At 42.8% G+C, this 25,253-nt stretch carries 25 protein-coding genes; 11 read left to right on the forward strand and 14 right to left on the reverse strand.

The features are described 5' to 3' along the window. Positions 1–3: 3 nt before the first annotated feature. Positions 4–1,011 (forward strand): ABC transporter ATP-binding protein, encoded by a 1,008-nt coding sequence (locus tag H625_RS0104120; protein ID WP_026858794.1) that lies wholly within the window; start codon positions 4–6, stop codon positions 1,009–1,011. Then, positions 1,001–2,104 carry an ABC transporter ATP-binding protein gene (locus tag H625_RS0104125; RefSeq protein WP_026858795.1) on the forward strand — a complete coding sequence of 368 codons (1,104 nt, stop codon included), beginning with the start codon at positions 1,001–1,003 and terminating at the stop codon, positions 2,102–2,104. The genes H625_RS0104120 and H625_RS0104125 overlap by 11 nt, the downstream gene beginning before the upstream one ends. A 274-nt stretch (positions 2,105–2,378) precedes the next feature. Here the strand turns inward: H625_RS0104125 and H625_RS0104130 are convergent, their stop codons facing one another. The 7 genes from H625_RS0104130 to H625_RS0104160 all read right to left on the reverse strand — a co-directional run bounded on the left by H625_RS0104130 (position 2,379) and on the right by H625_RS0104160 (position 8,857). Next, positions 2,379–2,861, reverse strand: a complete 483-nt coding sequence (locus tag H625_RS0104130) for a DUF456 domain-containing protein (RefSeq protein WP_026858796.1) — start codon at positions 2,859–2,861, stop codon at positions 2,379–2,381. After that, positions 2,861–4,066 carry a sugar efflux transporter gene (locus tag H625_RS0104135; protein ID WP_026858797.1) on the reverse strand — a complete coding sequence of 402 codons (1,206 nt, stop codon included), beginning with the start codon at positions 4,064–4,066 and terminating at the stop codon, positions 2,861–2,863. The genes H625_RS0104130 and H625_RS0104135 overlap by 1 nt, the downstream gene beginning before the upstream one ends. 15 nt (positions 4,067–4,081) lie before the next feature. Then, the gene (locus tag H625_RS0104140; protein ID WP_026858798.1) at positions 4,082–4,942 is read right to left on the reverse strand and encodes a LysR family transcriptional regulator; all 861 of its coding nucleotides are present in this window, start codon (positions 4,940–4,942) and stop codon (positions 4,082–4,084) included. Positions 4,943–4,986: 44 nt separating this feature from the next. After that, positions 4,987–5,523, reverse strand: coding sequence for a ribonuclease FAU-1 family protein (locus H625_RS0104145; protein ID WP_026858799.1), 537 nt, complete (start codon positions 5,521–5,523; stop codon positions 4,987–4,989). A 97-nt stretch (positions 5,524–5,620) separates the two neighbouring features. Continuing rightward, positions 5,621–7,603, reverse strand: coding sequence for an ABC transporter permease family protein (locus tag H625_RS0104150; RefSeq protein ID WP_026858800.1), 1,983 nt, complete (start codon positions 7,601–7,603; stop codon positions 5,621–5,623). Continuing rightward, positions 7,575–8,480 carry an ABC transporter ATP-binding protein gene (locus H625_RS0104155; RefSeq protein WP_026858801.1) on the reverse strand — a complete coding sequence of 302 codons (906 nt, stop codon included), beginning with the start codon at positions 8,478–8,480 and terminating at the stop codon, positions 7,575–7,577. Before H625_RS0104155 ends, H625_RS0104150 begins: the two co-directional genes overlap by 29 nt. Continuing rightward, positions 8,477–8,857: a GntR family transcriptional regulator gene (locus H625_RS0104160; RefSeq protein ID WP_026858802.1), complete on the reverse strand. Its 381-nt coding sequence runs from the start codon at positions 8,855–8,857 to the stop codon at positions 8,477–8,479. Before H625_RS0104160 ends, H625_RS0104155 begins: the two co-directional genes overlap by 4 nt. Positions 8,858–9,101: 244 nt before the next feature. Between H625_RS0104160 and argF the strand changes: the two genes are divergently transcribed. The 5 genes from argF to H625_RS0104185 are packed head-to-tail and all read left to right on the forward strand — an operon-like array spanning position 9,102 to position 14,528. Further along, positions 9,102–10,109 carry an ornithine carbamoyltransferase gene (gene argF / locus H625_RS0104165; RefSeq protein ID WP_026858803.1) on the forward strand — a complete coding sequence of 336 codons (1,008 nt, stop codon included), beginning with the start codon at positions 9,102–9,104 and terminating at the stop codon, positions 10,107–10,109. A 22-nt stretch (positions 10,110–10,131) separates the two neighbouring features. Further along, positions 10,132–11,172 carry an N-acetyl-gamma-glutamyl-phosphate reductase gene (gene argC / locus H625_RS0104170; protein WP_026858804.1) on the forward strand — a complete coding sequence of 347 codons (1,041 nt, stop codon included), beginning with the start codon at positions 10,132–10,134 and terminating at the stop codon, positions 11,170–11,172. A 14-nt stretch (positions 11,173–11,186) separates the two neighbouring features. Beyond that, positions 11,187–12,407, forward strand: coding sequence for a bifunctional glutamate N-acetyltransferase/amino-acid acetyltransferase ArgJ (gene argJ, locus H625_RS0104175; RefSeq protein WP_035785146.1), 1,221 nt, complete (start codon positions 11,187–11,189; stop codon positions 12,405–12,407). A 10-nt stretch (positions 12,408–12,417) separates the two neighbouring features. Beyond that, positions 12,418–13,323 carry an acetylglutamate kinase gene (argB, locus tag H625_RS0104180; protein WP_211222571.1) on the forward strand — a complete coding sequence of 302 codons (906 nt, stop codon included), beginning with the start codon at positions 12,418–12,420 and terminating at the stop codon, positions 13,321–13,323. Next, positions 13,320–14,528, forward strand: coding sequence for an aspartate aminotransferase family protein (locus H625_RS0104185; RefSeq protein ID WP_026858807.1), 1,209 nt, complete (start codon positions 13,320–13,322; stop codon positions 14,526–14,528). The genes argB and H625_RS0104185 overlap by 4 nt, the downstream gene beginning before the upstream one ends. A gap of 220 nt (positions 14,529–14,748) precedes the next feature. Here H625_RS0104185 and H625_RS0104190 read toward each other — a convergent pair whose 3' ends face one another. The 6 genes from H625_RS0104190 to H625_RS0104215 all read right to left on the reverse strand — a co-directional run bounded on the left by H625_RS0104190 (position 14,749) and on the right by H625_RS0104215 (position 20,267). Continuing rightward, a complete protein-coding gene (locus H625_RS0104190) occupies positions 14,749–15,522 on the reverse strand; it encodes an SDR family NAD(P)-dependent oxidoreductase (protein ID WP_026858808.1) in 774 nt (257 codons plus the stop codon). Between the two features lie 32 nt (positions 15,523–15,554). Continuing rightward, positions 15,555–16,274: a YebC/PmpR family DNA-binding transcriptional regulator gene (locus H625_RS0104195; RefSeq protein WP_026858809.1), complete on the reverse strand. Its 720-nt coding sequence runs from the start codon at positions 16,272–16,274 to the stop codon at positions 15,555–15,557. 47 nt (positions 16,275–16,321) lie between these two features. Then, positions 16,322–17,236, reverse strand: coding sequence for an NAD-dependent epimerase/dehydratase family protein (locus H625_RS0104200; protein WP_035785148.1), 915 nt, complete (start codon positions 17,234–17,236; stop codon positions 16,322–16,324). 10 nt (positions 17,237–17,246) lie between these two features. After that, complete coding sequence (locus H625_RS0104205) at positions 17,247–18,398, reverse strand: MFS transporter (RefSeq protein WP_026858811.1); 1,152 nt, start codon at positions 18,396–18,398, stop codon at positions 17,247–17,249. A gap of 106 nt (positions 18,399–18,504) precedes the next feature. After that, entirely contained in the window at positions 18,505–19,695 is a 1,191-nt protein-coding gene (locus H625_RS0104210) for a dicarboxylate/amino acid:cation symporter (RefSeq protein WP_026858812.1), read from the reverse strand. Positions 19,696–19,763: 68 nt separating this feature from the next. Continuing rightward, the gene (locus H625_RS0104215; RefSeq protein WP_026858813.1) at positions 19,764–20,267 is read right to left on the reverse strand and encodes a GNAT family N-acetyltransferase; all 504 of its coding nucleotides are present in this window, start codon (positions 20,265–20,267) and stop codon (positions 19,764–19,766) included. Positions 20,268–20,380: 113 nt separating this feature from the next. Between H625_RS0104215 and H625_RS0104220 the strand changes: the two genes are divergently transcribed. Then, positions 20,381–20,662 (forward strand): hypothetical protein, encoded by a 282-nt coding sequence (locus H625_RS0104220; protein ID WP_026858814.1) that lies wholly within the window; start codon positions 20,381–20,383, stop codon positions 20,660–20,662. A gap of 69 nt (positions 20,663–20,731) precedes the next feature. On the opposite strand, the gene H625_RS12515 is transcribed toward H625_RS0104220, so the two are convergent. Further along, on the reverse strand, positions 20,732–21,367 hold the full coding sequence (locus H625_RS12515; protein WP_035785154.1) for a DsbA family oxidoreductase: 636 nt from the start codon (positions 21,365–21,367) through the stop codon (positions 20,732–20,734). Positions 21,368–21,536: 169 nt separating this feature from the next. Between H625_RS12515 and trhO the strand changes: the two genes are divergently transcribed. The 3 genes from trhO to H625_RS0104240 all read left to right on the forward strand — a co-directional run bounded on the left by trhO (position 21,537) and on the right by H625_RS0104240 (position 25,100). Further along, entirely contained in the window at positions 21,537–22,520 is a 984-nt protein-coding gene (gene trhO, locus H625_RS0104230) for an oxygen-dependent tRNA uridine(34) hydroxylase TrhO (protein WP_026858815.1), read from the forward strand. A 271-nt stretch (positions 22,521–22,791) separates the two neighbouring features. After that, positions 22,792–23,793 carry an MsnO8 family LLM class oxidoreductase gene (locus H625_RS0104235; RefSeq protein WP_026858816.1) on the forward strand — a complete coding sequence of 334 codons (1,002 nt, stop codon included), beginning with the start codon at positions 22,792–22,794 and terminating at the stop codon, positions 23,791–23,793. Further along, positions 23,790–25,100 (forward strand): LLM class flavin-dependent oxidoreductase, encoded by a 1,311-nt coding sequence (locus H625_RS0104240; RefSeq protein WP_026858817.1) that lies wholly within the window; start codon positions 23,790–23,792, stop codon positions 25,098–25,100. The genes H625_RS0104235 and H625_RS0104240 overlap by 4 nt, the downstream gene beginning before the upstream one ends. Positions 25,101–25,253 lie beyond the last annotated feature (153 nt).

Consider the following 25,253-nt stretch of genomic DNA (forward strand, 5'->3'; position numbering starts at 1 on the left):
ATCATGTCAGAAGAAATGATTCTCGATATACAAGATCTCCGTACTTCCTTCTTCGTTGATTCCAACGAAGTAAAGGCTGTCGATGGAGTGACATTCCAGGTACCTAAAGGTAAAACTTTAGGTATCGTTGGAGAGAGTGGTTCAGGAAAAAGTATTTCTGCCCTCTCAGTACTAAGACTAATTGAAAGCCCCGGCGAAATTATCGGAGGCAGTATTAAATATAAAGGTGAAGATTTAACGAAAGTTAAAAACTCACGCATGCGCCAAATTCGCGGTAATGAAATCTCAATGATTTTCCAGGAACCGATGACATCGCTTAACCCGACATTTACAATCGGTCAGCAGCTCCGTGAGTCTTATAAAATTCACGAAGGTCTTGGTAAGAAAGCCGGTACAAAACGCGCGATTGAAATGCTTGAACTCGTTGGTATTCCTTCACCGGAAAAACGCGTTAATCAGTACCCGTTCGAACTGTCAGGCGGTATGAGACAGCGTGTCATGATCGCAATGGCTTTAGCATGTAAGCCTGAGCTTTTAATCGCTGATGAGCCGACTACAGCACTTGACGTAACAATACAGGCACAGATTCTTGAACTGATTAAAGAACTTCAGGAAGAAATCGGCATGAGTGTTGTAATGATCACACATGACCTTGGTGTCGTTGCTGAAACTTGTGACTACGTTGCTGTAATGTACGCTGGTAAAGTTGTTGAATTCGCTGACGTTTATACATTATTTGAAAATCCGAAACACCCTTATACAGTTGGATTATTAAATTCACTGCCTCGTCACGATAAAGCGCAGGATGAGCTTATTCCAATCAAAGGTAACGTACCTGCACCAAATGAAATGCCGTCAGGCTGCCGTTTTGCACCCCGCTGTCCTTTCGCATCGGATATTTGCAACACGCTGCCTGAGCTCGAAGTTCAGGAAGACGGCAACGAAGTCAGATGCTGGATTCATACTGAGCAGTGGGACGGAGATAAGGAGGTACAATTAAATGCCAAGTAAACCATTATTAAATGTTGAAAACCTGGAGCAGCACTTCCCGATTAAAGGTGGATTTTTAGGACGTACAGTCAATCACGTCAAAGCTGTTGACGGAATTACTTTCTCAATCGATAAAGGTGAAACTGTTGCAGTTGTTGGTGAGTCAGGCTGCGGTAAATCAACTACAGGACGTGCCATTCTTCGTCTTGATGAGCCGACTGCCGGTAAAGTTGAATTCGAAGGACAGGACGTTCTTGCAATGTCGAAAGACGAAATGCGCAAGATGAGAAAAGATATGCAGATTATTTTCCAGGATCCTTACGCATCATTAAACCCTCGTAAAACTGTCAGACAGACGTTATGGGAAGCGATGGATATTCAAAAAGTTGTGCCTCGTAAAGAGCGTAATAACCGTATTATTGAATTAATGGAAACTGTAGGACTGCAGAAGCACCAGATCGACCGCTATCCTCATGAATTCTCAGGCGGACAGCGTCAGCGTATCGGTATTGCACGTGCACTGTCAGTTAACCCTAAACTCATCATTTGTGATGAAGCAGTATCTGCTCTGGACGTATCAATCCAGGCTCAGGTCCTTAACCTGCTAAAGAGATTACAGCGCGAGCTCGGTTTAACTTATCTCTTTATCTCGCATGACCTTGGTGTTGTCCGCCATATCGCTGACCGCATCATCGTTATGTACTTAGGTAAAATCGTTGAGGTTGGAGATACAGAATCGATCTTCGAAAACCCTCAGCACCCGTACACGAAAGCATTATTATCAGCAATACCTGTACCGGATCCACGTAAAAAAGCGCAGCGTATTTTCCTGCGCGGCGACGTTCCGTCACCAATTGATCCGCCGACAGGCTGCCGCTTCCATACAAGATGTCCATTCGCGACAGATTACTGCCGTACGGAACAACCTGTACTGGAGCAAAAAGATACAGAAACTGAAGGCTTCCACAATGTTGCATGTCATTACGCATTAGACATTCAAAGAGGAAAACACGATCCGCAGTACGAAATGTACAACGTTCGTGAAATACTCGATGAAGAAGGCGAAGATGCAGCAACAGAAGACAAAGCTGAATATACAAAAACTGAGAAGTAATCGAAGAGAACCCCGCTTGTGCGGGGTTCTCTTTTTGATTGGAAATGCATGCAGCATAGCATCCGAAGCCCGTCTCCAGTCCCGTGAAGGGTTCCGGCAGTATCCGAAGCCCGTCTTCAATCCTGTGAAGGGTTCCGGCAACATCCGAAGCCCGTCTCCAGTCCCGTGAAGGGTTCCGGCAGTATCCGAAGCCCGTCTTCAATCCCGTGAAGGGTTCCGGCACTCATAAAACAAAAAAACACCCGCGCCTCAACCAAGGTGCGGGTGTAATCATTTAATATAAAAATACATCCAGCAGGAAGAAGATAATCAGGAAGATGTAAATAATTACATCGAAGATTGCGCTCGAGATAAATGCCAGGAACGAGCCTACCGATGCTTTCAGTGCTTTGTTCATATCTTTTATCTGTATGAATTCGACTGCGAATACGAAGATAAATGGTACGAAGAGGACACCGAACGGCGGGTAGACAAACATCCCGATAATGGCACCGATTATCGCTGCCCATTCGCCTCTTTTGCTGCCTCCGAATTTTTTCACGAAATAGCTGTTTGCTGCAACGTCACTGATGAGTGCTACGATAGTCAGCGCTGCTGCGATGACCCAGAACATCCATGACAGCTCGTCGCCGATGAAAAAGTTATATACTAAAAATCCGACCCAGAACATGAGTACTGAAGGGACTACCGGATATATTATCCCGGCGAAACCCAGTATAAATGTAACAAAAACAATGAGCCATAAAATAATGTCCATCAAATTTCTCCTTTTGTAACTTCCTTCTTAGTAAAGAAGAACAGTATAAATGCTATAAATAAAAATGCGCCGCTGATATAGAATGAGTTCTCTACACCCAGTGTATCATTTGCGATACCGCCGAGCAGGTTACCGACCAGCTGGCCGACGATCATTGCGTTCGCAAATAGTGTCGAAGCGTATCCCGGGAACTGCGGCAGCAGGTCCTGGAAATAACTGATTCCGAGGCCGAGCAGTATTGCCAGGAATAGTGCCAATGGCAGCTGGCCAATCAGCATCATCGTGTAGCTTTCAAATATTCCAATCGATAAAAAGTACATGCTGCCGATAAATCCGGCAATAATTAAGAGTGTCTTCGATGAAACGCGTGATGCGACATAGCCCATAAAAATCATGAGCGGCACTTCGAGTCCTGCACACAGACTGGCGAGTATTCCGACAGCACTGTCCGCTTCTCCGAGATAGCCTGTGACAAACAATGGCATATTCAATAGATACATCCATTGTCCCACGTGAAGAAAGACAAAAGCAACAAATGGCAGTAATAACGTCATATTGGTTAACAGATTCGGACTTTTAGGTTCTTCGTAGTTCGTAATTTCTACCGTATTTTCAACTGCCGGTGCACTTGAATTTTTAATTAGAAAACTCGACATAAAGACGACAGCGAACATAATTACGGTACCAAAAAATAAACCGGTAAAATCGTAGCGTGCAAGCAGAATTGAGCCGACAAGAGGACCGAACAGAAAGCCGAAGCTGAACATCGAACGCAGTATCATGTTTGCCATAACTGCGATACCGGAACGATACTGGTTAATCGATTCGCGGGCAGATGCGTAGAGCTGCGGCATAGCCGGAGCACCAAGTGAAAAGAATATAATGTAAGAAATGATAAGTATCCATGTGTTTGGAATGATTAAAAAACTTAAAAATGCCATAATCTGCATAAATAATGCAGCGATAATTAAATATTTCCGGTCGAACTTTAGCCTGTCACTGTAGCGTCCCATAATCGTATTGACAAAGAAACTGCCGACAGCGGCCGAAGCCATGAATATTCCGTAGCCTGTAGAGGATAACCCGTGGGTTTCAGTCATAAAAATAACGAGGAACGGCGCTGTAATTGCTACCGCCATTCCAAGCATAGTCATATTCGTTAAAAATAATTTGTAGTTTTGTATTTGGAACAGGTCTTTTATCATCTTCGTCCCCCGATTTTAGTTTCCGCCGGAAACTGAATCTTTTTTAATTAAATCAATAAAAGATTCCACCTGCGGCAGCATGAGTACGCTCTTGTCATATGAAATATACGTATCACGTGTCAGCGGCTTGTCGCCTACTAAAACTTCTTCAATATGATAGTTATCGAGGTCGAGGCCCTCGAGCACCAGTTCAGGCAGTACCGTAATACCGACTTTTTTGCGCAGCAGCTCGCGGCACGTCGTAATCTGATCGACGAAAATCTGTGGTTCATACTTAATATTGAAGCGGCCTTCAAAGTAATTTTTAATATGCGTAATATAATCGGGATCAGCCTGGAATTCTATAACGGCGAGATCTTCGAGTTCGACATCTTTCGGAGTGACGAGGTAGTGTTTATCGCTGTAGAGAAGTTCATTCTCCTTATTTAATACACGGGAACCGCGTATGATTGATAGGTGATAATCTCCCTGGTTCGCAATAATTTCTTTCGTCGAACCTACGTCAATTTTAACGTTTACATTCGGGAAATCACTTAAATATTTAGCGAGAATATCCGGCAGAATCGTATAGCCGATTAACGACGATACCCCGATTGAAATCTTACCTTCAACCGCACCTTCATTTGCCGCAATATAATCTTTTACAAGCCTTTCCTCATCAACAACCTTCTTAGCATGTGCAATGATTCTCTCTCCGACGCCTGTCGTATAGAGCGCCTTTTTCGTTCTGATAAAAATCTGCACGCCCCACTCGTCTTCAATTGACTTCAGACGCTGACTGACTGCCGGCTGTGATATGTACAGCTTTTCAGCAGCTTTACGCAATGTTTTAGCTTCGCTTAATGTTGCAAGTAAACGATAGTCATCTACTTTCACGACATAACCTCCAATGAATAAGCCGTCTTATGTTATCCGAACGGCTACATTAATTTTTTAAGTTCTTTTAAACACGATGCAGCGAGTGTTTTAAACTGTCCGAAATCCCTGTCGATTTCGGACATTAACTCAGCCGCGGTATTATAAGCAAATTCTTTTTCTTTCGAACTGATAATTCCTTTTTTGAAGGCGCGTTTTATGTCCTCCTCATCTACGAGCTCATAACGGCCGTCCGGTAATACCAAAACGTCGAGATACAAATCCTGCCGGCGGGCTTTACCAAGCTCTAAAGTATGAGAATAGTTAATATCAAAATAATATTGAATTTCCTGCCATCTTTCATCGTACATGACAGTAATGCTGTAATTACGTTTTTCTGGCAGGAGCTGCATCCATTTAAAATTGTTAGCCACGACTAACGTATCTTCCCCGACCACGGGAACGCTTAACGGTTCACGGACTTTATGCATATGAATCATACCGGCCAAAATTTTCTCGCCCTGGAAGGTAATGATTGTTTCATCATATTTTGAGCGCACCAGCCGCCGCCATTTTTTCTTATCCAGATACTTAGTTTTCATGGCATTCATCTCCTAAAGATAATTATACAAAAAAAAGAAAACAAAAGTATAGAGATAGGCATTAATTTTACCTATCTCTATAACTTTTACTTATATTTTATTGTATTGCCAGAATACTGAAGTCTGTTTCAGCAGATGTCCCTATCATTGGTGTATTACTTCCAGGGTAGCCATACATCAATAATGTGTTGCCTTCCGGTGCAAGGCCGTCATTGTTGATGCTGTCTATAATATTTTTTCTGCCATCTCCAGATTCATATATTTCCTGCATATCATACTTGCCGATTAAATCGAATATCCCGAGTACTTTATAATCCGTGAAAAACTGGTTCATTTCTTCATCGCTAACTTCTACTTGATACATGGTACTTGTTTCATCCATTTCCAGCAGTTCAGTAAGCGAGAAGTAATCAGCTTTTTCTGCGTCTAAAATAGCTTTGTTGTAAATTGAACTTTCACCGTAAATGTAGTTCCCAGTAAATGAATCATCATTATAGAAGTAAGCTTGGATATTAACACGGCCCGTTTCATTGACGATATCCGGTCTATATGTTTTTAACGTACCAAGTTCTTCTTTATACTTTTCGACAAGCTCATGCCCCTGTCTGACGTCGTACATCCCAAGTGTCAGACTGTAATCCCCGTCTTTTTTCAGGTTTGCCAGCATATCCGAGTGAATATCATATTCAGAAGAATCTGTACTCCCAGCAACTTTAATTGCTTCTGAATCTGCTTGAATGGTATCAAATTCTCTTGTTTTAAAACTGCCGTCTTTCATTTTATAAGTGATTTCAAGACGTCCATTCTCTCCGATGTAATACAGACCTGGCGTTTCTTTTTCATCAAGTGTAATTTCGTGCGCTTTGATTGCCGCTTGAATTGCATTCTGATTATTATTAAACAGGTAGCCGTCTTCAAAGTGTTTCGCAATCAATTCCGGATTATGGTCTGTAAAGTTTGTTGAAAGATAAACGCTGTCCACTTCATCCGCTGCCGGTACAAAGTTTACATATCTGTTCCAGCCGAACAGGAAGATTCCCCAGAACAAAATAATAATAATAAGCGTTGTTAATACTGACTTCCAGCTGAGCTCTATTCTCGCATTGCGCTGGAAAAGCATTTCGATAATGATGTAACTGATGACCGCCCCGATTACAAAACCGATTACAGTTACAGCAGCTGAAGCCTGAAGGAACATTGATATTCCGGCACCAATCGCCAGCATTCCTGTAATTGTAGTGACAGCTGCAAGTAATACTCTAAGCCACTTGAAATTAAAGCTCAGCGTGACGTTTTCATTGCGTCGTGAGTTATATAGTACGAAGCTTAAGATAATCAGTACAATCGCTGTAATTCCCCAGACTGTACTCTTTAAAATACTTATGCCCTCATATAATTGCATTACTGCAACATAAGGGAATGTGGCATTCAATACAGGTTCCGAGTTAACGAAAAACTCTGAAGGAATCCCATCAAACAATATTGTCGCTGTAAGATAAGTCAGTCCCCATAGTGCAAGCGGCAGAAACAGTATCAATGCAATAATCTGCATGTGCAGGAAGAGACCATTCACTAAAAATCCTGCAGATATTGCTAGTGCAAAGATGACACAGTGGACAAACACTGCATATAAAAACCACTTTCCAATATCGATTAATCCAATTTCAGGGATAAAAATCATACGTTCTGCAAACAGTATTACTCCGGTAATAATAAGCGGTACAACAATTGCAGCGACACCTGCAGCTAATGCATGAATCAGTATTACCGGGCGTTTAACCGGGAGACCATGCATAAAGTCCGAGGATCCTTCATCGTTTAAGTAATTCAGTAAAAACATCGCTAAAAACACTGTGAAAATCATGCCGATAATCAGCTGCCCCGAAGACAGCTGGAACAGGATATTTTCAGGAATCTGACGTATTGCTTCCGGATGCGCCATTGGATCATAAGTCGCAATCCATATTGCTACCGGCAGTGCGATAATGTTCAATGCCATAAAGACAATTGTGAGCCAGAATATTGTACCGCTGAAATGGGACAGTAATGTTTTATTCAACAATGATGTTTGAGATTTCATAACCGAGTTCCCCCATTTCATAAGTAAATATTTCTTCCAGCGTCAGCGGCAGTATGTCGTACATCAGCGGGTTATATTTCGTCACTTTTTCTTCCAGGTTCGAAATATCGCCTTTGACGATACATGTAATAATTCTTCCTTTAACTGTCTGGTGAACAACATTTAAATCAGTAAAGAACTTATCATCAGGCAGTTCTTTAAAGGCAATCTGAAGTTTGCAGTGTGTCCCCCTGATATCAGTCAATTCTTTATGAAACAGTATTTTTCCGTCATGCATAATCGACACCGAATCGCATAAGTCTTCCATTTCTCTTAAGTTATGACTGGAAGCTACGACTGTCATGCCGTGGTTTGCGATGTCCTGCATGAGAATGTTTTTAACCTGTTTGCGCATAATCGGATCGAGGCCGTCAAACGGTTCATCCAGGAGCATGACTTTCGGTCTGGCTGAGAACGCAAGTATAAATGCTGCCTGCCGCTTCATTCCTTTAGACAGCTGGTTCAGCTGCTTGTCCGGTGCAATACCAAAATGAGCTGACAGTTTCAAGAAACGCTCATCCGACCAGTTCATATACATCGCTTTATAAAATGATGCCATTTTTTTTAATGTCGCACCTTTAAAAAAGAATGGAATGTCATGCATAAAAATTACATTGTTCTTAACATCCGGATTTTCATAAATACTGTTACCGTCGTAGCTTACCGTACCGCTGTCTGCTTTATAAATACCCGACAGCACTTTCATCAGCGTCGTTTTACCCGCTCCGTTCGACCCGAGCAGACCGTGTATCGTACCTTCTGTAATCGTTAAATCAATTTGCTGTACTGCAATATTTTTCCCAAAACTCTTATCCACACCATTCACTGCCAGCTTCATTCGTGTCCCTCCTTCTCCTGTTCCGCTTTATCTATCATTGCTTTTAACGATATTCCCGGGACGTCCAGAAATACCAGCTCCTTAATCAGCCTTTCTACTTCATCAGTTAACGTTTTAATATGCTCTCTGTTCATCGTTTCCGTCATATCATTCACAAAGCTCCCTTTTCCGGGACGGGAAATGACATACCCTTCCCTTTCCAATTCTCTGTAAGCTTTTTGGATCGTGTTGGGATTAATCGTAAGTTCCTGTGCAAGACTTCTGACTGACGGCAGTTTTTCTTCCGGCAGCAGCACCCCCTGAATGATCAGACGTTTTACATTTTCAATGATCTGTTCATATATAGGAACGCGGCTTTTCACATCGATATCAAACACGTATCCACCTCCTGTCGGTTTGCTGTACTAACTGTATTAATTAACATAGTACAGACAACACAGTTATCCGTCAAGATATTTATTTTTAAGTTTATAACTTAAATTTATACAGATATATGAGAATACATACGATAAAAAGCTTGATTTATGAATTTACTTTGTATATTATAAACAACAACCATTAATTATATTTATACACTATAACGAATATTAATAAGATAAATAGAATAAAAGGAGTGTTTTCATGCATTTTCAAGGTAAAAGTTTTTTAACAATCAGCGATTTCAATAAGAAGGAAGTCGAGTATCTGATTGATTTCGCAATTCATTTAAAACAATTGAAGAAAAATAATATTCCCCATCAGTATTTAAAGGGGCAGAATATCGCATTGCTGTTTGAAAAATCTTCTACCCGCACTCGTGCTGCTTTTACAGTCGCAGCGAATGACCTCGGGGCAGCACCTGAATTTCTCGGCTCAGGCGATATCCAGCTTGGTAAAAAAGAATCCGTCGCTGATACAGCTAAAATTTTAGGCAGCATGTTCGACGGCCTTGAATTTAGAGGCGCGAGCCAGGCAGTTGTTGAAGAACTTGCTGAACACTCCGGCGTGCCTGTCTGGAACGGTCTGACTGATGACTGGCATCCAACACAAATGATCGGTGACTTTATGACGATTAAAGAAGAATTTGGTACCTTCGCCGGTATTAAACTCGTGTATGCCGGTGACGGCCGCAACAATGTAGCTAATTCACTCCTTGTTACAGCGGCCCTGCTTGGCGCTGATGTCACAATCGCAGCACCTGAATCTCTGTTCCCTGAACAGTCATACGTAGATATCGCCAAAGGATATGCGAAAGCCTCAGGTTCAACAGTAGAAATCACAACAGACATTAAAGCTGCAGTGATTAATGCCAATGTCATTTATACAGATGTCTGGGTGTCGATGGGTGAAGAGGAACATTTCGAAGAACGTGTTAAAACACTGCTGCCTTATCAGATTAATAAACCACTCCTTTCCAATGTGAACGAGAACTTTATCTTCATGCACTGCCTGCCGGCCTTCCACGATACACATACGGAGTATGGAAAAAATGTTGCAGAAGAGTTTGGCATTGAAGAGATGGAAGTAACGTCCGACGTGTTTAACGCAAATTACGCGAAACAGTTTGAGCAGGGTGAAAATCGTATGCATTCTATTAAAGCAATTATGGCAGCAACAAACGGCAACTTATTTATACCGGATTTAAAATGATAATTAATCAGGAGGTCATAATATGATCAAAGTCAGTATTATCGGTGCAACAGGTTACACAGGAAGCGAGCTATTACGTTATTTAATTCCGCATCAGGAAGTTGAACTGGCCCACTTAACATCACGCAGCCATGTTAATACAGAAGTTGATGTCTACTACCCGTTCCTAAAAGGCAGCATTGATAAGCAGTTTACAGAACTCGAGCCAGAGAAGTTATTTAACGACAGCGACGTGGTGTTTATCTGTCTGCCTCACGGTCATTCTATGGAGCTCGCAGCAGCCGCTTCAGCATACGATGTTAAAGTCATCGATTTAGGTGCAGATTTCCGCCTGAAGAATATCGATGTCTATGAACAGACTTACAAGGTTGAACAGGCTGCACCGAATTTACTGAAAGACTTTGTCTACGGCCTGCCTGAAAAATACAGAGCTGATATTAAAACTGCCAAGTACATAGCCAATCCGGGATGTTTCGTAACGAGCGCGCTCCTCGGTCTGCTTCCTGCAGTGAATAATGCACTCGTTGACGAACAGTCGATTATTATCGACAGTAAAACAGGGGTCAGCGGAGCCGGGCGCAGTGCTTCAGTCGATAAACTGCTGGCAGAACTTATGAGCAACTTCAAAGCATACAATCCCCTCGGCCACCGTCATATTCCTGAAATCGAGCAGGAATTGAACAGCTCGTCAGAAAATGCAGTGCAAGTACAGTTTACGCCTCACTTAATTCCGACAGAGCGCGGTATCTTCTCAACGATTTACGCAACGGTAAAAGATGGTGTTACTGAAACTGATATTATTGAAAGCTATCAGCAAGCCTATCAGGACGAACCGTTTGTGCAGATCCTTAATGAGGGCGAATTGCCGCAGATGAAACACGTTGCAGGAACGAATAATTGTCAGATTGCAGTACAGCTCGATGAACGTACAAATCGACTCATCGTTTTATCGATTATTGATAACTTAGGAAAAGGCGCAGCGGGACAGGCGGTACAAAATATGAACATCATGTTTGGATTACCTGAGAAATCAGGCCTCAATACCATTGCAATGATGCCTTAGAGAGGGTTTTTGATATGCAGATTACAGAGAAAAAAGTATCAGTGCTTAAAGGGCTTTGTGCAGTTGAAGGTGTCGAAACCAACGGTATACATACCGGTTTTAAAGCGCAGGACAAGGATCTTGCACTCATCTATTTTCCGGACGGGGCAACCGTCACAGGTGTATTTACGAGAAACAAAGTAAAGGCGCACAGCGTCCTTTACGATATGGAAATGCTCAAAAACTTCACAAATTTTAAAGCGATACTCGTAAACAGCGGCAATGCGAATGCATGTAACGGGCTGACGGGTGAACAAGATGTTCATACGATGACGGATTCACTTGCCGGGAAACTTAATATCGATGCTCACGAAGTACTCGTCAGCTCGACCGGTGTCATTGGTGAACCGCTGAATTTACAGCCGTTTTACTCAGGCCTTGATACGCTCGTTTCAGGACTCAAAACTGACGATTCAACATCAGCTGCAGAAGCAATTATGACGACGGACACCGTTCCTAAACAGCTGTCATTTGAAGCTGACATCGGCGGTGAGACAGTACATTTCGGCGCAATGATTAAAGGTGCCGGCATGATTCATCCAAATATGGGCACGATGCTCGGCTATATTGTTACCGATGCCGGCCTCTCTCAGGACGCTTTAAATACTGCGTTGAAATCGGCAACCGATGACAGCTTTAACGTTATGACTGTCGACGGTGATACGAGTACAAACGATACTGTACTCCTCGCTTCGACTAACAAAGTGATGCTGGATGAAAGTCACCTCGATGAATTTACTGCAGTACTGACTGCGATGTGCCAGAAGTTATCACAGATGATTGCAAGGGACGCTGAAGGTGCGACAAAGTTTGTTACCGTTAATGTCGTGAATGCAGCCAGTAAACATGATGCGGTCAGTGTGGCGAAAACAGTCGCAACTTCAAGCCTCGTAAAAACTGCAATTTACGGGCAGGATGCCAACTGGGGCCGTGTCATTATGGCAATCGGCAACAGCGATGCTGAAACACTCAGTCCAGATGCGATAACGATTAAGTTCGCCGCCGGCAATGATGACGTTTTAGTTTGTCATGAAGGACTTGCAGTTCCCTTTGATGAGGGACACGCTTACAATATTTTAAGTAATACGGATGTTGAGATCTTTATCGATTTAAATGCAGGAGAACATTCCTCACAGGTATGGACGTGCGATATGTCGGTCGATTACGTGAAAATCAATGCGGATTACAGAAGTTAGGATGATAATCATGAATGATACACAAAGAATAGATACACTCATCGAAGCACTTCCCTACATTAACGTGTTCCAAAATAATATTATCGTGTTAAAATACGGCGGCAACGCGATGGTCAACGCTCGTCTAAAAGAGTCCGTTATGCAGGATGTCCTCCTGATGAAATCAGTCGGTATTAAACCGATTATTGTCCACGGCGGCGGACCGTTCATTAATGATATGCTCGCCAGCCTCGGCATCGAGTCGGAGTTTAAAAAGGGGCTCCGCGTGACTGATGATGCCGTGATGGATGTTGCTGAAATGGTCTTGTCCGGCCAGGTGAATAAGGATATTGTAAAACATTACAATAAAATCGGCGGCAATGCTGTCGGTATTTCTGGTAAAGACGGCAATATGATTAAAGTGAAGAAGAAGTTTATCGAAGAAGAGAATGATAAAGGTGAAATCGAACTGGTAGATATCGGCCTTGTCGGGGAAATTGAAACGATCGACACTGCCTTACTGACGTTATTAATTAACAATGACTTCGTACCGGTCATTTCACCGGTCGGAGTGGATATGAACGGCGACACGCATAACATTAATGCAGATTATGTTGCAGGTGAAATTGCCGGCGCGATTCATGCCGATAAATTTATTCTTTTAACGGATACAAAAGGGGTATATGAAGATAAGGACGATGAATCGACACTCCTGTCAGAACTGACTTTGGAACAAGTCGAACAGCATATTGAGTCCGGCGTAATTTCAGACGGCATGATCCCGAAAGTGGAATGCTGTGCACACGCACTAAAAAAAGGCGTGAAACAGGCGCATATCGTCGACGGCCGCATTAAGCATTCACTGCTCTTAGAACTGTTTTTCGATGCAGGAATCGGCACGATGATTATGCCGCATGAAGGAGGAAGAGTTTTATGAAGACAGAAGATTTGATTGAACTCGGAAACTCGGCATTGTTTAATACTTATAACCGAGGCGATAAAATACTCGTCTCTGGCAAAGGAACATATGTGAAAAATAACGACGGCGAGGAATATTTAGATTTCGTGTCCGGAATCGCAACGAATATTTTAGGCCATGCCAATGAGAAAATCGTCAAGGCCATTACGGAGCAGGCATCGACGTTAATGCATACTTCTAATGTGTACTGGAACAAGCCATCGATTGAGCTGGCGCATAAGCTGGTTACTGATAAAAGCGCAGCTTCTCTCGCGAAAGTTTTCTTTTCTAACTCTGGTGCCGAAGCGAATGAAGGTGCTTTAAAACTTGCACGCAAGTATGGCAAGGAAGTTAACGGCGAAAACTGTACGGAAATTATTACTCTGACGGATTCATTCCACGGTCGTACGATGGCGACGTTATCTGCCACAGGCCAGCCTGATATGCATAAAGATTTCCAGCCATTATTGCCGGGCTCTAAGTACGTTCCCTTAAATGAGTCCCAGGCTTTGAAAGATGCTGTATCTGAAAATACATGTGCGGTATTAGTTGAGACGATTCAGGGAGAAGGCGGAATTAATTCGCTGACTGATGATTTTGTTGAGACGCTGAAAGAGCTGCAGAATAATGGTCTGCTGCTGATTGTCGATGAAGTACAGACCGGCATGGGCCGTACGGGAACTCTTTACTCATTTGAACAATTCGGACTCGAGCCGGATATCGTCACGCTCGCCAAAGGACTCGGCGGCGGCTATCCGATGGGCGCTTTTATGGCGACCGAAAAAGTTGCAGGATATTTTAATTACGGAGATCACGGGACGACGCTCGGCGGGAACCCGCTGGCAGCGGCAGTCGGCAATGCAATCTACGATGAAATTATGGAAGCCGGGCTGCTGGATAACGTTGCGGCACGTTCCAGTCAGCTGATTAAAGGACTTGAAAAGATTTCTGCTGATACCGGCGGTATCGCTGAAATTAAAGGACTCGGCTTATTGATCGGTGTTCAGTTTAAAGATTCTGTGGAGGCAGCAGATATATTGTCAGCATGCTACGATGAGAAAATGCTGGTGGTCACGGCGAAACACAACGTCGTGCGTTTACTGCCCCCGCTTAATGTAACTGCCGCGGAAATTGATGAGGCTCTGGAGAAATTCGGGGCAGCAGTTAAGCAGCTTGCTCAGTAATGTGAAAAAAGCATCAAATCCGTTGGGATTTGATGCTTTTTTGAGTTTGTACGATGTTGAGTGACACTATCGGTTCCACACTGTCCGATAAACGGATTTGTCAGACACTGTCACTTCTACACTGTCCGATAAACGGATTTGTCAGACACTATCCGTTCTACACTGTCCGATAAACGGATTTGTCAGACACTGTCAGCGTCATCACACCCGAAAAAAATCCTTACCAGGCATGGCCGCTGCCGCCGTCTATATTAACTGCGGTACCGCTCACGTATGATGCTAAATCAGAACATAAGAATGTAATAACGTTCGCGGCTTCAGCAGTATCACCGATACGCCCGAGCGGAATGTTACCCGCACTCTTAACAGAGAATTCTTCCCATGATAATTCAGGTGCTTGCTGCTGCCAGCGTTTTTCTATCTGGTCACTGCGGATTAAACCGATGCATACCGCGTTAACTCGAATACCGTGCTGTCCTAAGTCTTTGCTCATCGCTTTCGTCAAAGCAAGACCGGCACTTCGTGATACTGTCGTCGGTAATGAGTTCGGCTGCGGTGTTTTACCCATTACAGCTGTTAAGTTTAAAATCGCACCGCCTTGTTTTTTCAAATGAGGGAGTGCTGCTTTTGACATTTTCACTGCAGCCATGACTTTCAGATCAATGTCTTCTTCCCAGCCCGATAGTTCAACGTCTTCAAAGTTTTTGGCAAATGAACTTCCTGCGTTATTCACGAGCACGTCCAGCCGGCCGAATTTCTCTACAGCCGCTTCAACGATTTTTTCACCCGCGTCCTTATCGGTAATATCCTGTGCAATGTAATCTACGTCTCCGAATTCATCAATTTGTGCCACTGCTTCTTTTAACGCTTCTTCACCACGTGCAACGAGCATTACTTTCGCACCGAGCTTCACCATCTGTTCTGCTGTTTCGCGCCCGATGCCTTTACTCGAACCGGTAATGACTGCAACTTTTCCTTGATAACCGAAATCCATTAACTCTGACACAATACCACTCCTTCATATGTTTACTCACTCAAGTTTACATTATGAAACACGTTCGATACATCTTCTAAGTCTTCTAATACGTCAATCAGCTTCTCAAACTGCTCGAGATCTTCGTCTTGTAAAGTTACTTCATTTTGTGCGTTCATGGCGTGTTCTGCGACTTCGAATTCTTCAACGCCCAGTGCGTCGAGCGACGTTTTAATGTCGTTAAACGCCTGCGGTTCACCGTAGACTACTGTCATTCCGTTTTCCAAGGTAACGTCTTTGACATCGACTTCATCTTCCATTAAATGCATCAGCACTGTTTCGTCGTCAAAGCCTGTAAAGACGAAGACCGACACGCTGTCGAACATATAGCTGACTGCACCGCTGACGCCCATATTTCCGCCGTTCTTGCCGAAGGCTGCACGGACATCTGATACTGTACGGTTCACGTTGTTAGTCAGTGCATCGACAATCAGCATGGAGCCGTTCGGTCCAAAGCCTTCATAGCGGAGTTCGTCGAAGGATTCATCGTCGCCGCCTTTTGCTTTTTCAATTGCTTTATCGATAATATGTTTAGGTACAGAATAAGTTTTAGCACGTTCCAGGACGATTTTAAGCGCCTGGTTAGTTTCCGGGTCCGGTTCGCCTTTTCTCGCTGCTACGTAGATTTCTCTGCCGAATTTGGCATAGATACGGCTCGTGTTCTGGTCTTTCTGTGCTTTTTTCTCTTTAATATTATTCCATTTTCTTCCCATCCGTCATCTTCCTTATTTCAGTATATTTGCTTTTATATTTTACCACTTTATTTATTGTTGTGCGGACGGCGTTCAGGCACATCCTTATTAATAATCATTTCCACCTGATAAATTCTGCTGACGAGCGCTTGTATCGGCGCCTGTGTCATTTTAAACACCAGCCACGGCAGCGATGGTTCAAAGTCGTGCAGCGCCATAATGAATTCATCTCTGTCCGGCAGCTTTCTAAATTCAAAACGCTGTGCTTTATTCGTCGAACGTTTCTTCAGACTGCCGCCCGTAATTTCGAACAGGACGATGTCATCTTCTGAAAGTTCATCATTAAATTTAAGTTCGAGCACAGGTTTCGGTTTATCGAGTACATATATAGAGATTGTATTGTTTTCTATTTTCGTGTTGACGAAATCATAAATAATTTCATCAAGCCAGCCGAAGTAATACCAGGCGACGTTTTCAACAGTCCAGCCCGGCGGCAGCGGTGCGCGCTGCACACTGCGTACACTGTTGTAATCCTTCGTTTTATACGTCAGATTTTTACCGTAGCGGCGAATCGGCGTATCCGTTTCTTTAACGTTTGTCCCGTACGCTCCTAAAATAGAGACAATACTGCCATCTGATAATTCGTCGGCAATATAAATAATCTGTTCAACATTATTTGTAGCGGCAGCACGCGCAATATTGTCTGCAATCAGCAGATATAAATCGTAAAATTTCCCCTGCGTGAGCCTGTTCAGACGCATAATCGGGTCTTCGAAAAAGATTACTACATCAATATTCTTGAGCGCTTCTTCGACTTCCGGCAGGATAAATAAATCCTTTTTAATAAATGTAATATTCTCGTGATCGGGTTCCTGATTTGGACTTGAAAAGGCGAACAGCTTTGCTGATTCATTCAACTCTAGATATAAGTGCTCACCAATTCTCCCGTGAACACCCATAAGCAATACATTTTTCTTCTTCATAACAATCCTCCTATGGACGATTCAGTTCCAGTCTGTAACGGATAAATATTAATATTATCAGCATTAACAGCGTGACGATGCCGATACCGAGAAACGGCAGATTAAATACCGTTGCGAAGTAGCCTGCAAGGACAGAACCTGCGACGGAACCGAGTGAAAAGTACGAATAAAAAATCCCGTTTGCCTTGCCCCGCTCGTTCATTTCGGAATGTTCCGCGACGATTTTATTCATCGACGGGAAGATAAACCCGAAACCGAGACCGTAAATTACCATCACTAAAAAGATCAATCCCGGCGACGGTGCGAAATGCAGCAGAATCATACTGATACTTAAAATCAGTATGCCGATTGCAACGAGACTTTCACTTTTATAGCGGGAATAAATTCTGTTAATCGGTGATGCAAAAACGATGATTGCTGTCACACCGAAAACACTCAGCATCATCCCTGTCATGGATGCGTCAGCGCCAAGGTAAGCGGTTTTTATCGGCAGACCGAAAGCAAGTGTGCCCTGTGCGATCATTAATGTAAATGATGATATATACGCCACATTTAATGATGGACGGGTGAGCAGTTCTTTAAACGGCGTTGCCGCATGATGTGTTCTGCTTGCACCGGTCGAGCTTTCTTTAATGCCGAAAAATGTTAAAATCGTTCCGAATACATATACCCCGGATAGGATGTAGTAGACCATTTCGTAGCTGATTGTGCTCGATATAATTCCGCCTGCAGCTGGTCCGAGTATTGCCGCTGTTCCAATTGCAACACCGGTCAGGGCCATCGATTTTCCGATTGCCGACTTCCGTGAGATATCGGCGATTAAACTGAATGCTGCCGGTGTTAAAAGGCCGCTCGAGAACCCGTGGATTGCTCTGACTGCGAGCAGTATTGCAATCGACGGTGTCGTCGTATAAATCAGCACGAAAAACACCTGCATAATCATACCAAAAAGCAGCGTATTTCTGCGGCCGAATTTATCCGATAAATATCCGCCGGCGATATTGCCGACCATATTGAACAGTGAGTACATCGCAACGACGATACCCGCCATAAATTCAGAGGCGCCGAGTTCCAGCGCAAACGGCGTAATAATCGGAAGCTGTATAAATAAATCTAAAAAGCAGATAACGATAACTAAATATAATATAATTTTTGACTTCAAATTATTCCCTCAATCTTAAATTCACATTTTCTATCCTTTTAATTATAACGAAAAAAAGACAGCAAGGCACGCATGCCTGACTGTCTTTTATTTCATCATATTAAATTTAAGCTTTCTTGTTCAATTTCTGTTCATAAGCATCGATAATTCCTGCGACTGCACCGTCACCGGTTACGTTAGTTGCCGTACCGAAGCTGTCCTGTGCAACGTAAAGTGCAATCATAAATGCAACTGCTGCTTCGTTGAAACCGAGGTTCGCCATCAGTACTCCGCTCGCTGCCATAATCGCACCGCCCGGGACACCCGGAGCTGCAATCATTACGACACCTAACAGCAGAATTACACCGACCATTTCCCACAGACCCGGTATGTCATAGCCCGGAAGAATTGTCATTACCGCGATTGAACAGCTGACGATTGTAATCGTACTTCCTGACAAGTGAATCGTTGCCCCAAGCGGTACGACAAAGTCTGCAATACGTGCACGAATACCATTTTCTTTCGTGCGTGCAAGTGTTACCGGAATCGTCGCCGCACTCGACATTGTACCAAGTGCTGTGAAGTATGCCGGAAGCATATTTTTAAGCATTTTAAACGGATTTTGTTTTAACAGTGAACCCGCGATTGTATATTGAAACATTAGCCATACCCAGTGCAGGATAATCGCAACAAGCAGTACGACACCGAACACCAGTAATGTATCGAATACAGTTCCTGTCGCCGCCATTCCCGCAAATACACCCGCAATGTAGAACGGTAAAATACGAATAATAACTTTTTCAATAATAAATTCCGTAATATCTTTCCCCTGGTCAAAGAACTTAATCATTACGTCCAGTTTAAGTATATTCATCACGATACCGACTGCAAAAGCCAGTACGAGTGCCGGTAAAATATCCATTACCGGCGGAATATCAAATTCCAGGAACGGTGCAATTGCAGCACCCTCTTCAGGTACTTGGCTGTCTCCTGTAATACGCGGCATGATAAAACTTGCTACTGCATATGCCAGCAGGCCGGCACCGAGAGTTGATAAGTATGCAACCCCTAAAGTCGCCCCGACAACTTTACCTGAACCTGTACCGATTTTCGAAATTCCCGATGCAATAAAAAATAGAATAATAAATGGAATCGTAAAGAAGATAAACGCCCCTAGGATCGATTGCATCGTCACGAATAATCTAACAATAAACTCCATAATTGAGCTCATCGTGCCGCCGTCGCCAACGAGATAATAAATCCCCCCGACTGCGATACCGGCAATGATACCCGCAATTAATTTTGCTAATAATTTCACTTTAAATCCCCCTTGTTTTTTTCATCTCACCAAACATATCTTTTTACACTCCGGATTGCAATCGTTTTCTAAAATACTTTTTCGTATGCTGCGTACCAGTTATCGAGGTTGTCATCCAGGTTCAAGTGTCCCTTGTAATCAAATCCAAGCTTTTTGAATAGCTGCTGCATGGGTTTATTCTCCTGTGAAGTATCTGTATGTATGCCGAGATACGATTTCTCTTTTCCTGTTTCAATAATCCCGCTTAAAATTTTCTGTGCGATGCCCTGTCCTTGGAACTGGGGGTCCACTGCCAGTCTGTGCAGTGCAAGACAGTCCATTCGTGCGAGTTCCCACGGAATATCATCATAGGCAAAAGCGTGATTACCATCGGCAACGATGCACCCTTTAATTACGCTGTCCTCTTCATAAACATAGAGGGTGCCGTTTTTAATATCTTTTTTAAATGTCGCATCTGTTGGATAATATTCATCCCACTGATAATTACCTGCTGCGTGCATTCTCGGAATTACCTTTCTGATAATTCCCATTATATAAGGTACATCATCGCTGACTGCTGAACGTAAAGACATTCGTTTTCCTCCGTTATAATAATAATTTTCTTAAAATACCGCCAATAAGCTATGCATTCAATTATACATTGTTGTATACTATTTAAAAGACTAAAAATGTAAGGGGTTTTATAATGTTCAAATTTGATAAAAACACTGTTCCATATCATATTTCGAATATGGTATTTTACTTAGTCACACTGGCCGCTGTCGGACTCATTTATTATTTCGCATTTTTACCGCCGCTGCTTGAAGTCACAACATCAGATTTCTATTCATCATTCGGCTTTGGTGAATTTATCGGATCGCTGTTCTTCCTGATTTTAATGATTGTGCCAATCCTGCTTATAATCGGTGCGGTTTACCATTTAATTAAACTTGTTAAACCGTCAGGAAATGTTTCGGCAGAAAATTAAGTTCCATGGGGATGGAATTTTAAGAAGCTCCGCAGTCTTTAGGACTGCGGAGCTTCTTATGTTTTGTAATTAAGGCTTCAGTGTTTTGTTTAATGCAATGGTATAGTGACGCGGTTCACGTGCACCGCTGATTGCAAATTTATCATCGAATATGTAGTACGGCAGCGTACGGACTTTATTCACTTTCGCCATATTAAAGTCTCCGATTACATTTTCCAAAAACAGACTTGGATCGTTGATGACTTCGAGGGCTGGCACTTCAGGCATGCCGTTCGCTTTCGCTATGCCTAAGAGCACATCTTTATCACTCACATTTTCACCGTCGATAAAGTAAGCACGATGCAGCGACTCAAGCACTTTTTCCCCGAGGCCGAATTCATACGCTAATTTTAACAATCTGTGCGCGTCTCTCGTATTCGCCGGAATGACTTTATCCATGTTGAATTCGATGCCTGCAATTTTACCTTGTTCAACAATATGCTGGACCATTTCGGTAATTTCCTCCATCGGTTTATCATGCTTTTCAGCAAGGACTTCATACATATTTTTCTCCGGTACTTTCGGAGCCTGGTTATCCAGTTCGTAGCTTGCATACTCTATATTAATTTTTTCATCAGTTTCATATTCAGCCAGTGCTTTTTCAAAATTCTTCTTGCCGATATAGCAAAACGGACATGCGATATCAGTATATATTTTAACGTCCATAAGACCACTCCTTATCTTTATTAAATTTTAACACATTTACTGCCTAAATTAGATAAACTGTCATCATATTGTGTATTTTTAATACTAAATAGTGTCAAAATCTGATACAATAATTCATGTAAAACTATCAGGATTTATCCTGCAAATAAATTTGATAGGTGGAAATATAATGAAATATCGAGTTTTACTTTACTATTACTATGCGGATGTAGAAGATCCGGAAACATTTGCCGCAGAACATTTAAGATTCTGTAAGGACCTAGGTCTGAGAGGCCGCATTCTCGTTGCCGGTGAAGGTATTAACGGAACGGTTTCAGGTGATTACGAGCAGACTGAGCGCTATATGGAATACATGAAAGCACATCCTCTATTTAAAGATATCGTCTTTAAAATTGATGAAGCAGAAGAACATACATTTAGAAAAATGTTCGTTCGTCCGCGTCCTGAGCTTGTTAACTTAAGCCTGGATGCTGATATAGATCCTCGTGAACAGACAGGTGAATATTTATCGCCTGCAGAATTCTATGAACAGATGCAGCAGGAAGATACTGTTGTTCTCGATGTCCGCAACATTTACGAATACGATGTCGGCCATTTCCGCGGTGCGATTAAACCTGACGTTGAAACGTTCAGAGACACACCCCAATGGGTACGCGACAACAAACACTTATTTGAAGGTAAAAAGATACTCACATACTGCACTGGCGGAATCCGCTGTGAGAAATTCTCAGGATGGCTGAAAAACGAAGGCTTTGATAATGTAGCACAGCTGCACGGCGGCGTTGCAACGTACTCCAAAGACCCTGTCGCTAAAGGTCAGCTGTGGGACGGCCAGATGTATGTCTTTGATGAAAGACTGACAGTGCCGATTAACCAGGTTGAACACGTCGTCGTCGGGCGCGATCACTTTGACGGCGAGCCTTGCGAACGCTACATCAACTGTGCGAACCCTGAATGTAATGCGCAGGTTTTAGCATCCGAAGAAAACCAGCACTACCACCTCGGCGGATGTTCCATCGAATGTGCAGAACACTCACGCAACAGGTATATTGTTGAGCACAACATGACGAGCGAATTCGTTAAAGCCCGCATTGAAGAATTAAAACAGACAGATTTTGCTGATTCAGAACCTGTGCTAAGCCATAAAGGCTAATATATTTATATTTAAAACCAGTCCGGGAATTCCCGGCTGGTTTTTTTTGCGCTTGCAGGTCGATGAACACCACTCCTTTGCCCGCAAAACGCCTCTTCAATCCCCGCCAATCTTCAATTCCTAGTAGAATAGTAAGTTTTCTATCTTAAATTATCAGTAAATTATTGAATTATTCTAAATAAGTGATATCATTAATTTTAATTCATAGTTATTAAGTAGGAAAATACGATATTACATATTCAGGAAGCATATGCATTGAAAGGAGAATTTCATGGAGTTTAATATTTTAAATCAAAGTCCCATTCTTGACGGCCATTCTGTTGTAGAATCTCTCGGCCATACGGTAGAACTTGCGCAGCTTGCAGATACTCTCGGTTACAAGCGTTACTTCGTGTCGGAGCATCACAATATGGAAAATCTTATCGGTACGGCACCTGAGGTATTAGTGGCTCACCTTATTAATCATACGAAAAATATAAATATCGGTGCCGGCGGTGTCATGCTGTCGCATCACAATCCATTTCACGTTGCCGAACAGTTCCAGCTGATCAGCCATTTTGCACCTAATCGCGTGGATCTTGGTGTTGGTAAAGCCCCTGGCGGCACACCGCTTTCAACAGCTGCCCTGCAGCATGAACTCCGTGCCAATATCGATTCTTTCAATGACAGATTCCTGAGTCTGAAATCATATGTAGAAGGTACGCACGAGAATAATAGAACGCTTAAAATATCTGCAGATACTGAATCTTCGAAGCCTGATTTGTTCCTGCTCGGCGGAAGTTCATCATCCGCGCAATTTGCTGCTGAAAATAAAGTGAATTTCATCTTCGCTCATTTTATAAAAAATGATGAAACACTGCTGAAAGAAGTTTCAGCAGTTTACAAAAAGTCTTATCCGGACGGCAAGTTCATTGCTGCCCTGTCGGTGCTCGCAGCCGAAACTGAAGAGGAAAAGAAAGCTGCATCAGAAGAGAATCAAGTTTACTCTCTTAAATTTAAAGACGGCAAAACATTGCGTGTCACTACTGAAAATCAGGTTAATGATTATATTAGAAATACCGAAGAAAAAATTGAAGTAGAGAAAAAGCAGCTGGATATGATTATTGGTAATAAAGAAGAAATTTTATCGAAATTAGACGAACTCAGCAAATTAAATCTAATCGATGAATTCATGTTTCACATACCGTCAACAGATGCTGAGGTTCGAAATCAGACGGTTAAAATACTCGCACCGATTCACACCATACACAAAGAAAAGGCTGGGATATTATGAGTAAGAAAGTACAATTCGGAGTAATGCTACACGGGCCGGGCGGCCATATGAATGCGTGGAGAAGTGCTGATGTACCAAGTGACGCCAGCGTTAATTTCGACCATTATAAAAACATCACTTTAAAAGCTGAAGATGCAGGATTTTCATTTATTTTCGTTGCTGACGGTCTTTTTATCAATGATAAATCGATTCCGCACTTCTTAAGCCGTTTTGAACCATTGACACTCCTCGGTGCACTTGCCCCAATTACATCTCATATTGGTCTCGTTGCGACAGTCTCAACATCGTACAGTGAGCCGTTTACCATTGCACGCCAGCTTGCTTCAGTTGATATAATGAGCGGCGGACGTGCCGGCTGGAACGTGGTGACTTCTCCTTTAGAAGGCAGTGCCAAAAACTTCAGCAAGGATAAACACCCGGAACACAGTCTCCGCTACGATATTGCAGATGAACATCTGGCAGTCGTTCAGGGACTCTGGGATTCATGGGAAGATGACGCATTTGTGCGCAATAAGGAAAGCGGACAGTATTTCGATAAAGAAAAAATGCATGAGCTGAATTACGAAGGTGATTTCTTCAAAATTCAGGGTCCTCTTAATATTGAACGTTCCCCTCAGGGACAGCCGATTATTTTCCAGGCAGGTGCTTCGCCGAAAGGTTCAGCATTCGCAGCACGTAACGCTGACGCGGTATTTACAAATGCCAGCACTTTAGAGAAAGCTCAGAAATCCTATGCAGATTTGCGTCAGCAGGCAGCTGATAACGGACGGAACCCTGACGAAATTAAAGTATTCCCAACGCTGCAGCCGATTGTCGGGAAAAACCATGATGAGGTCCGGGAACGCTACGAATATATTAAGAACCTGGTTACTATAGAAGAAGCACTCGCGTACCTCGGCCGTTACTTTGATCACCACGACTTCAGTCAATACGATGTCGATGCACAGTTCCCTGAACTTGGTGATATAGGGAAGAACAGCTTCCAGTCGACAACTGATGAAATTAAAAAACGCGCGAAAGATAACAACTTAACGCTGCGGCAGGTTGCGATGGAAGAAACCACACGTGAAAGTCCATTTATGGGCACGTACGAAGAAGTCGCTGAGCAGGTTATTGAATGGATTGATAACGACGGTGCCGACGGATTTGTTCTAACACCACACGTACTTGGTGATTTCTTCCATGACTTCATCGACAAAGTGATTCCGATTTTAGTCGATAAAGGCTATTATGATACTTCTTATGAAGGTAAAACTTTACGCGACGAACTTGGTTTGCCGTTTAAAGAAAACCGCTACACAAAATAGAATACAAAAATCAGCAGCTGACCTTTTAGGAATCAGCTGTTTTTTTATGTCTGAATTCCTTTATCTTCCTATATTCACGTCCAGTTTTTTCCTCATTTCACAATGTAAACGCTTTAATATTCTTTTTAATTTAAATTATCAGAAAATTTATTG

This window comes from Jeotgalicoccus psychrophilus DSM 19085, assembly GCF_000425845.1.
GTDB lineage: Bacteria > Bacillota > Bacilli > Staphylococcales > Salinicoccaceae > Jeotgalicoccus > Jeotgalicoccus psychrophilus.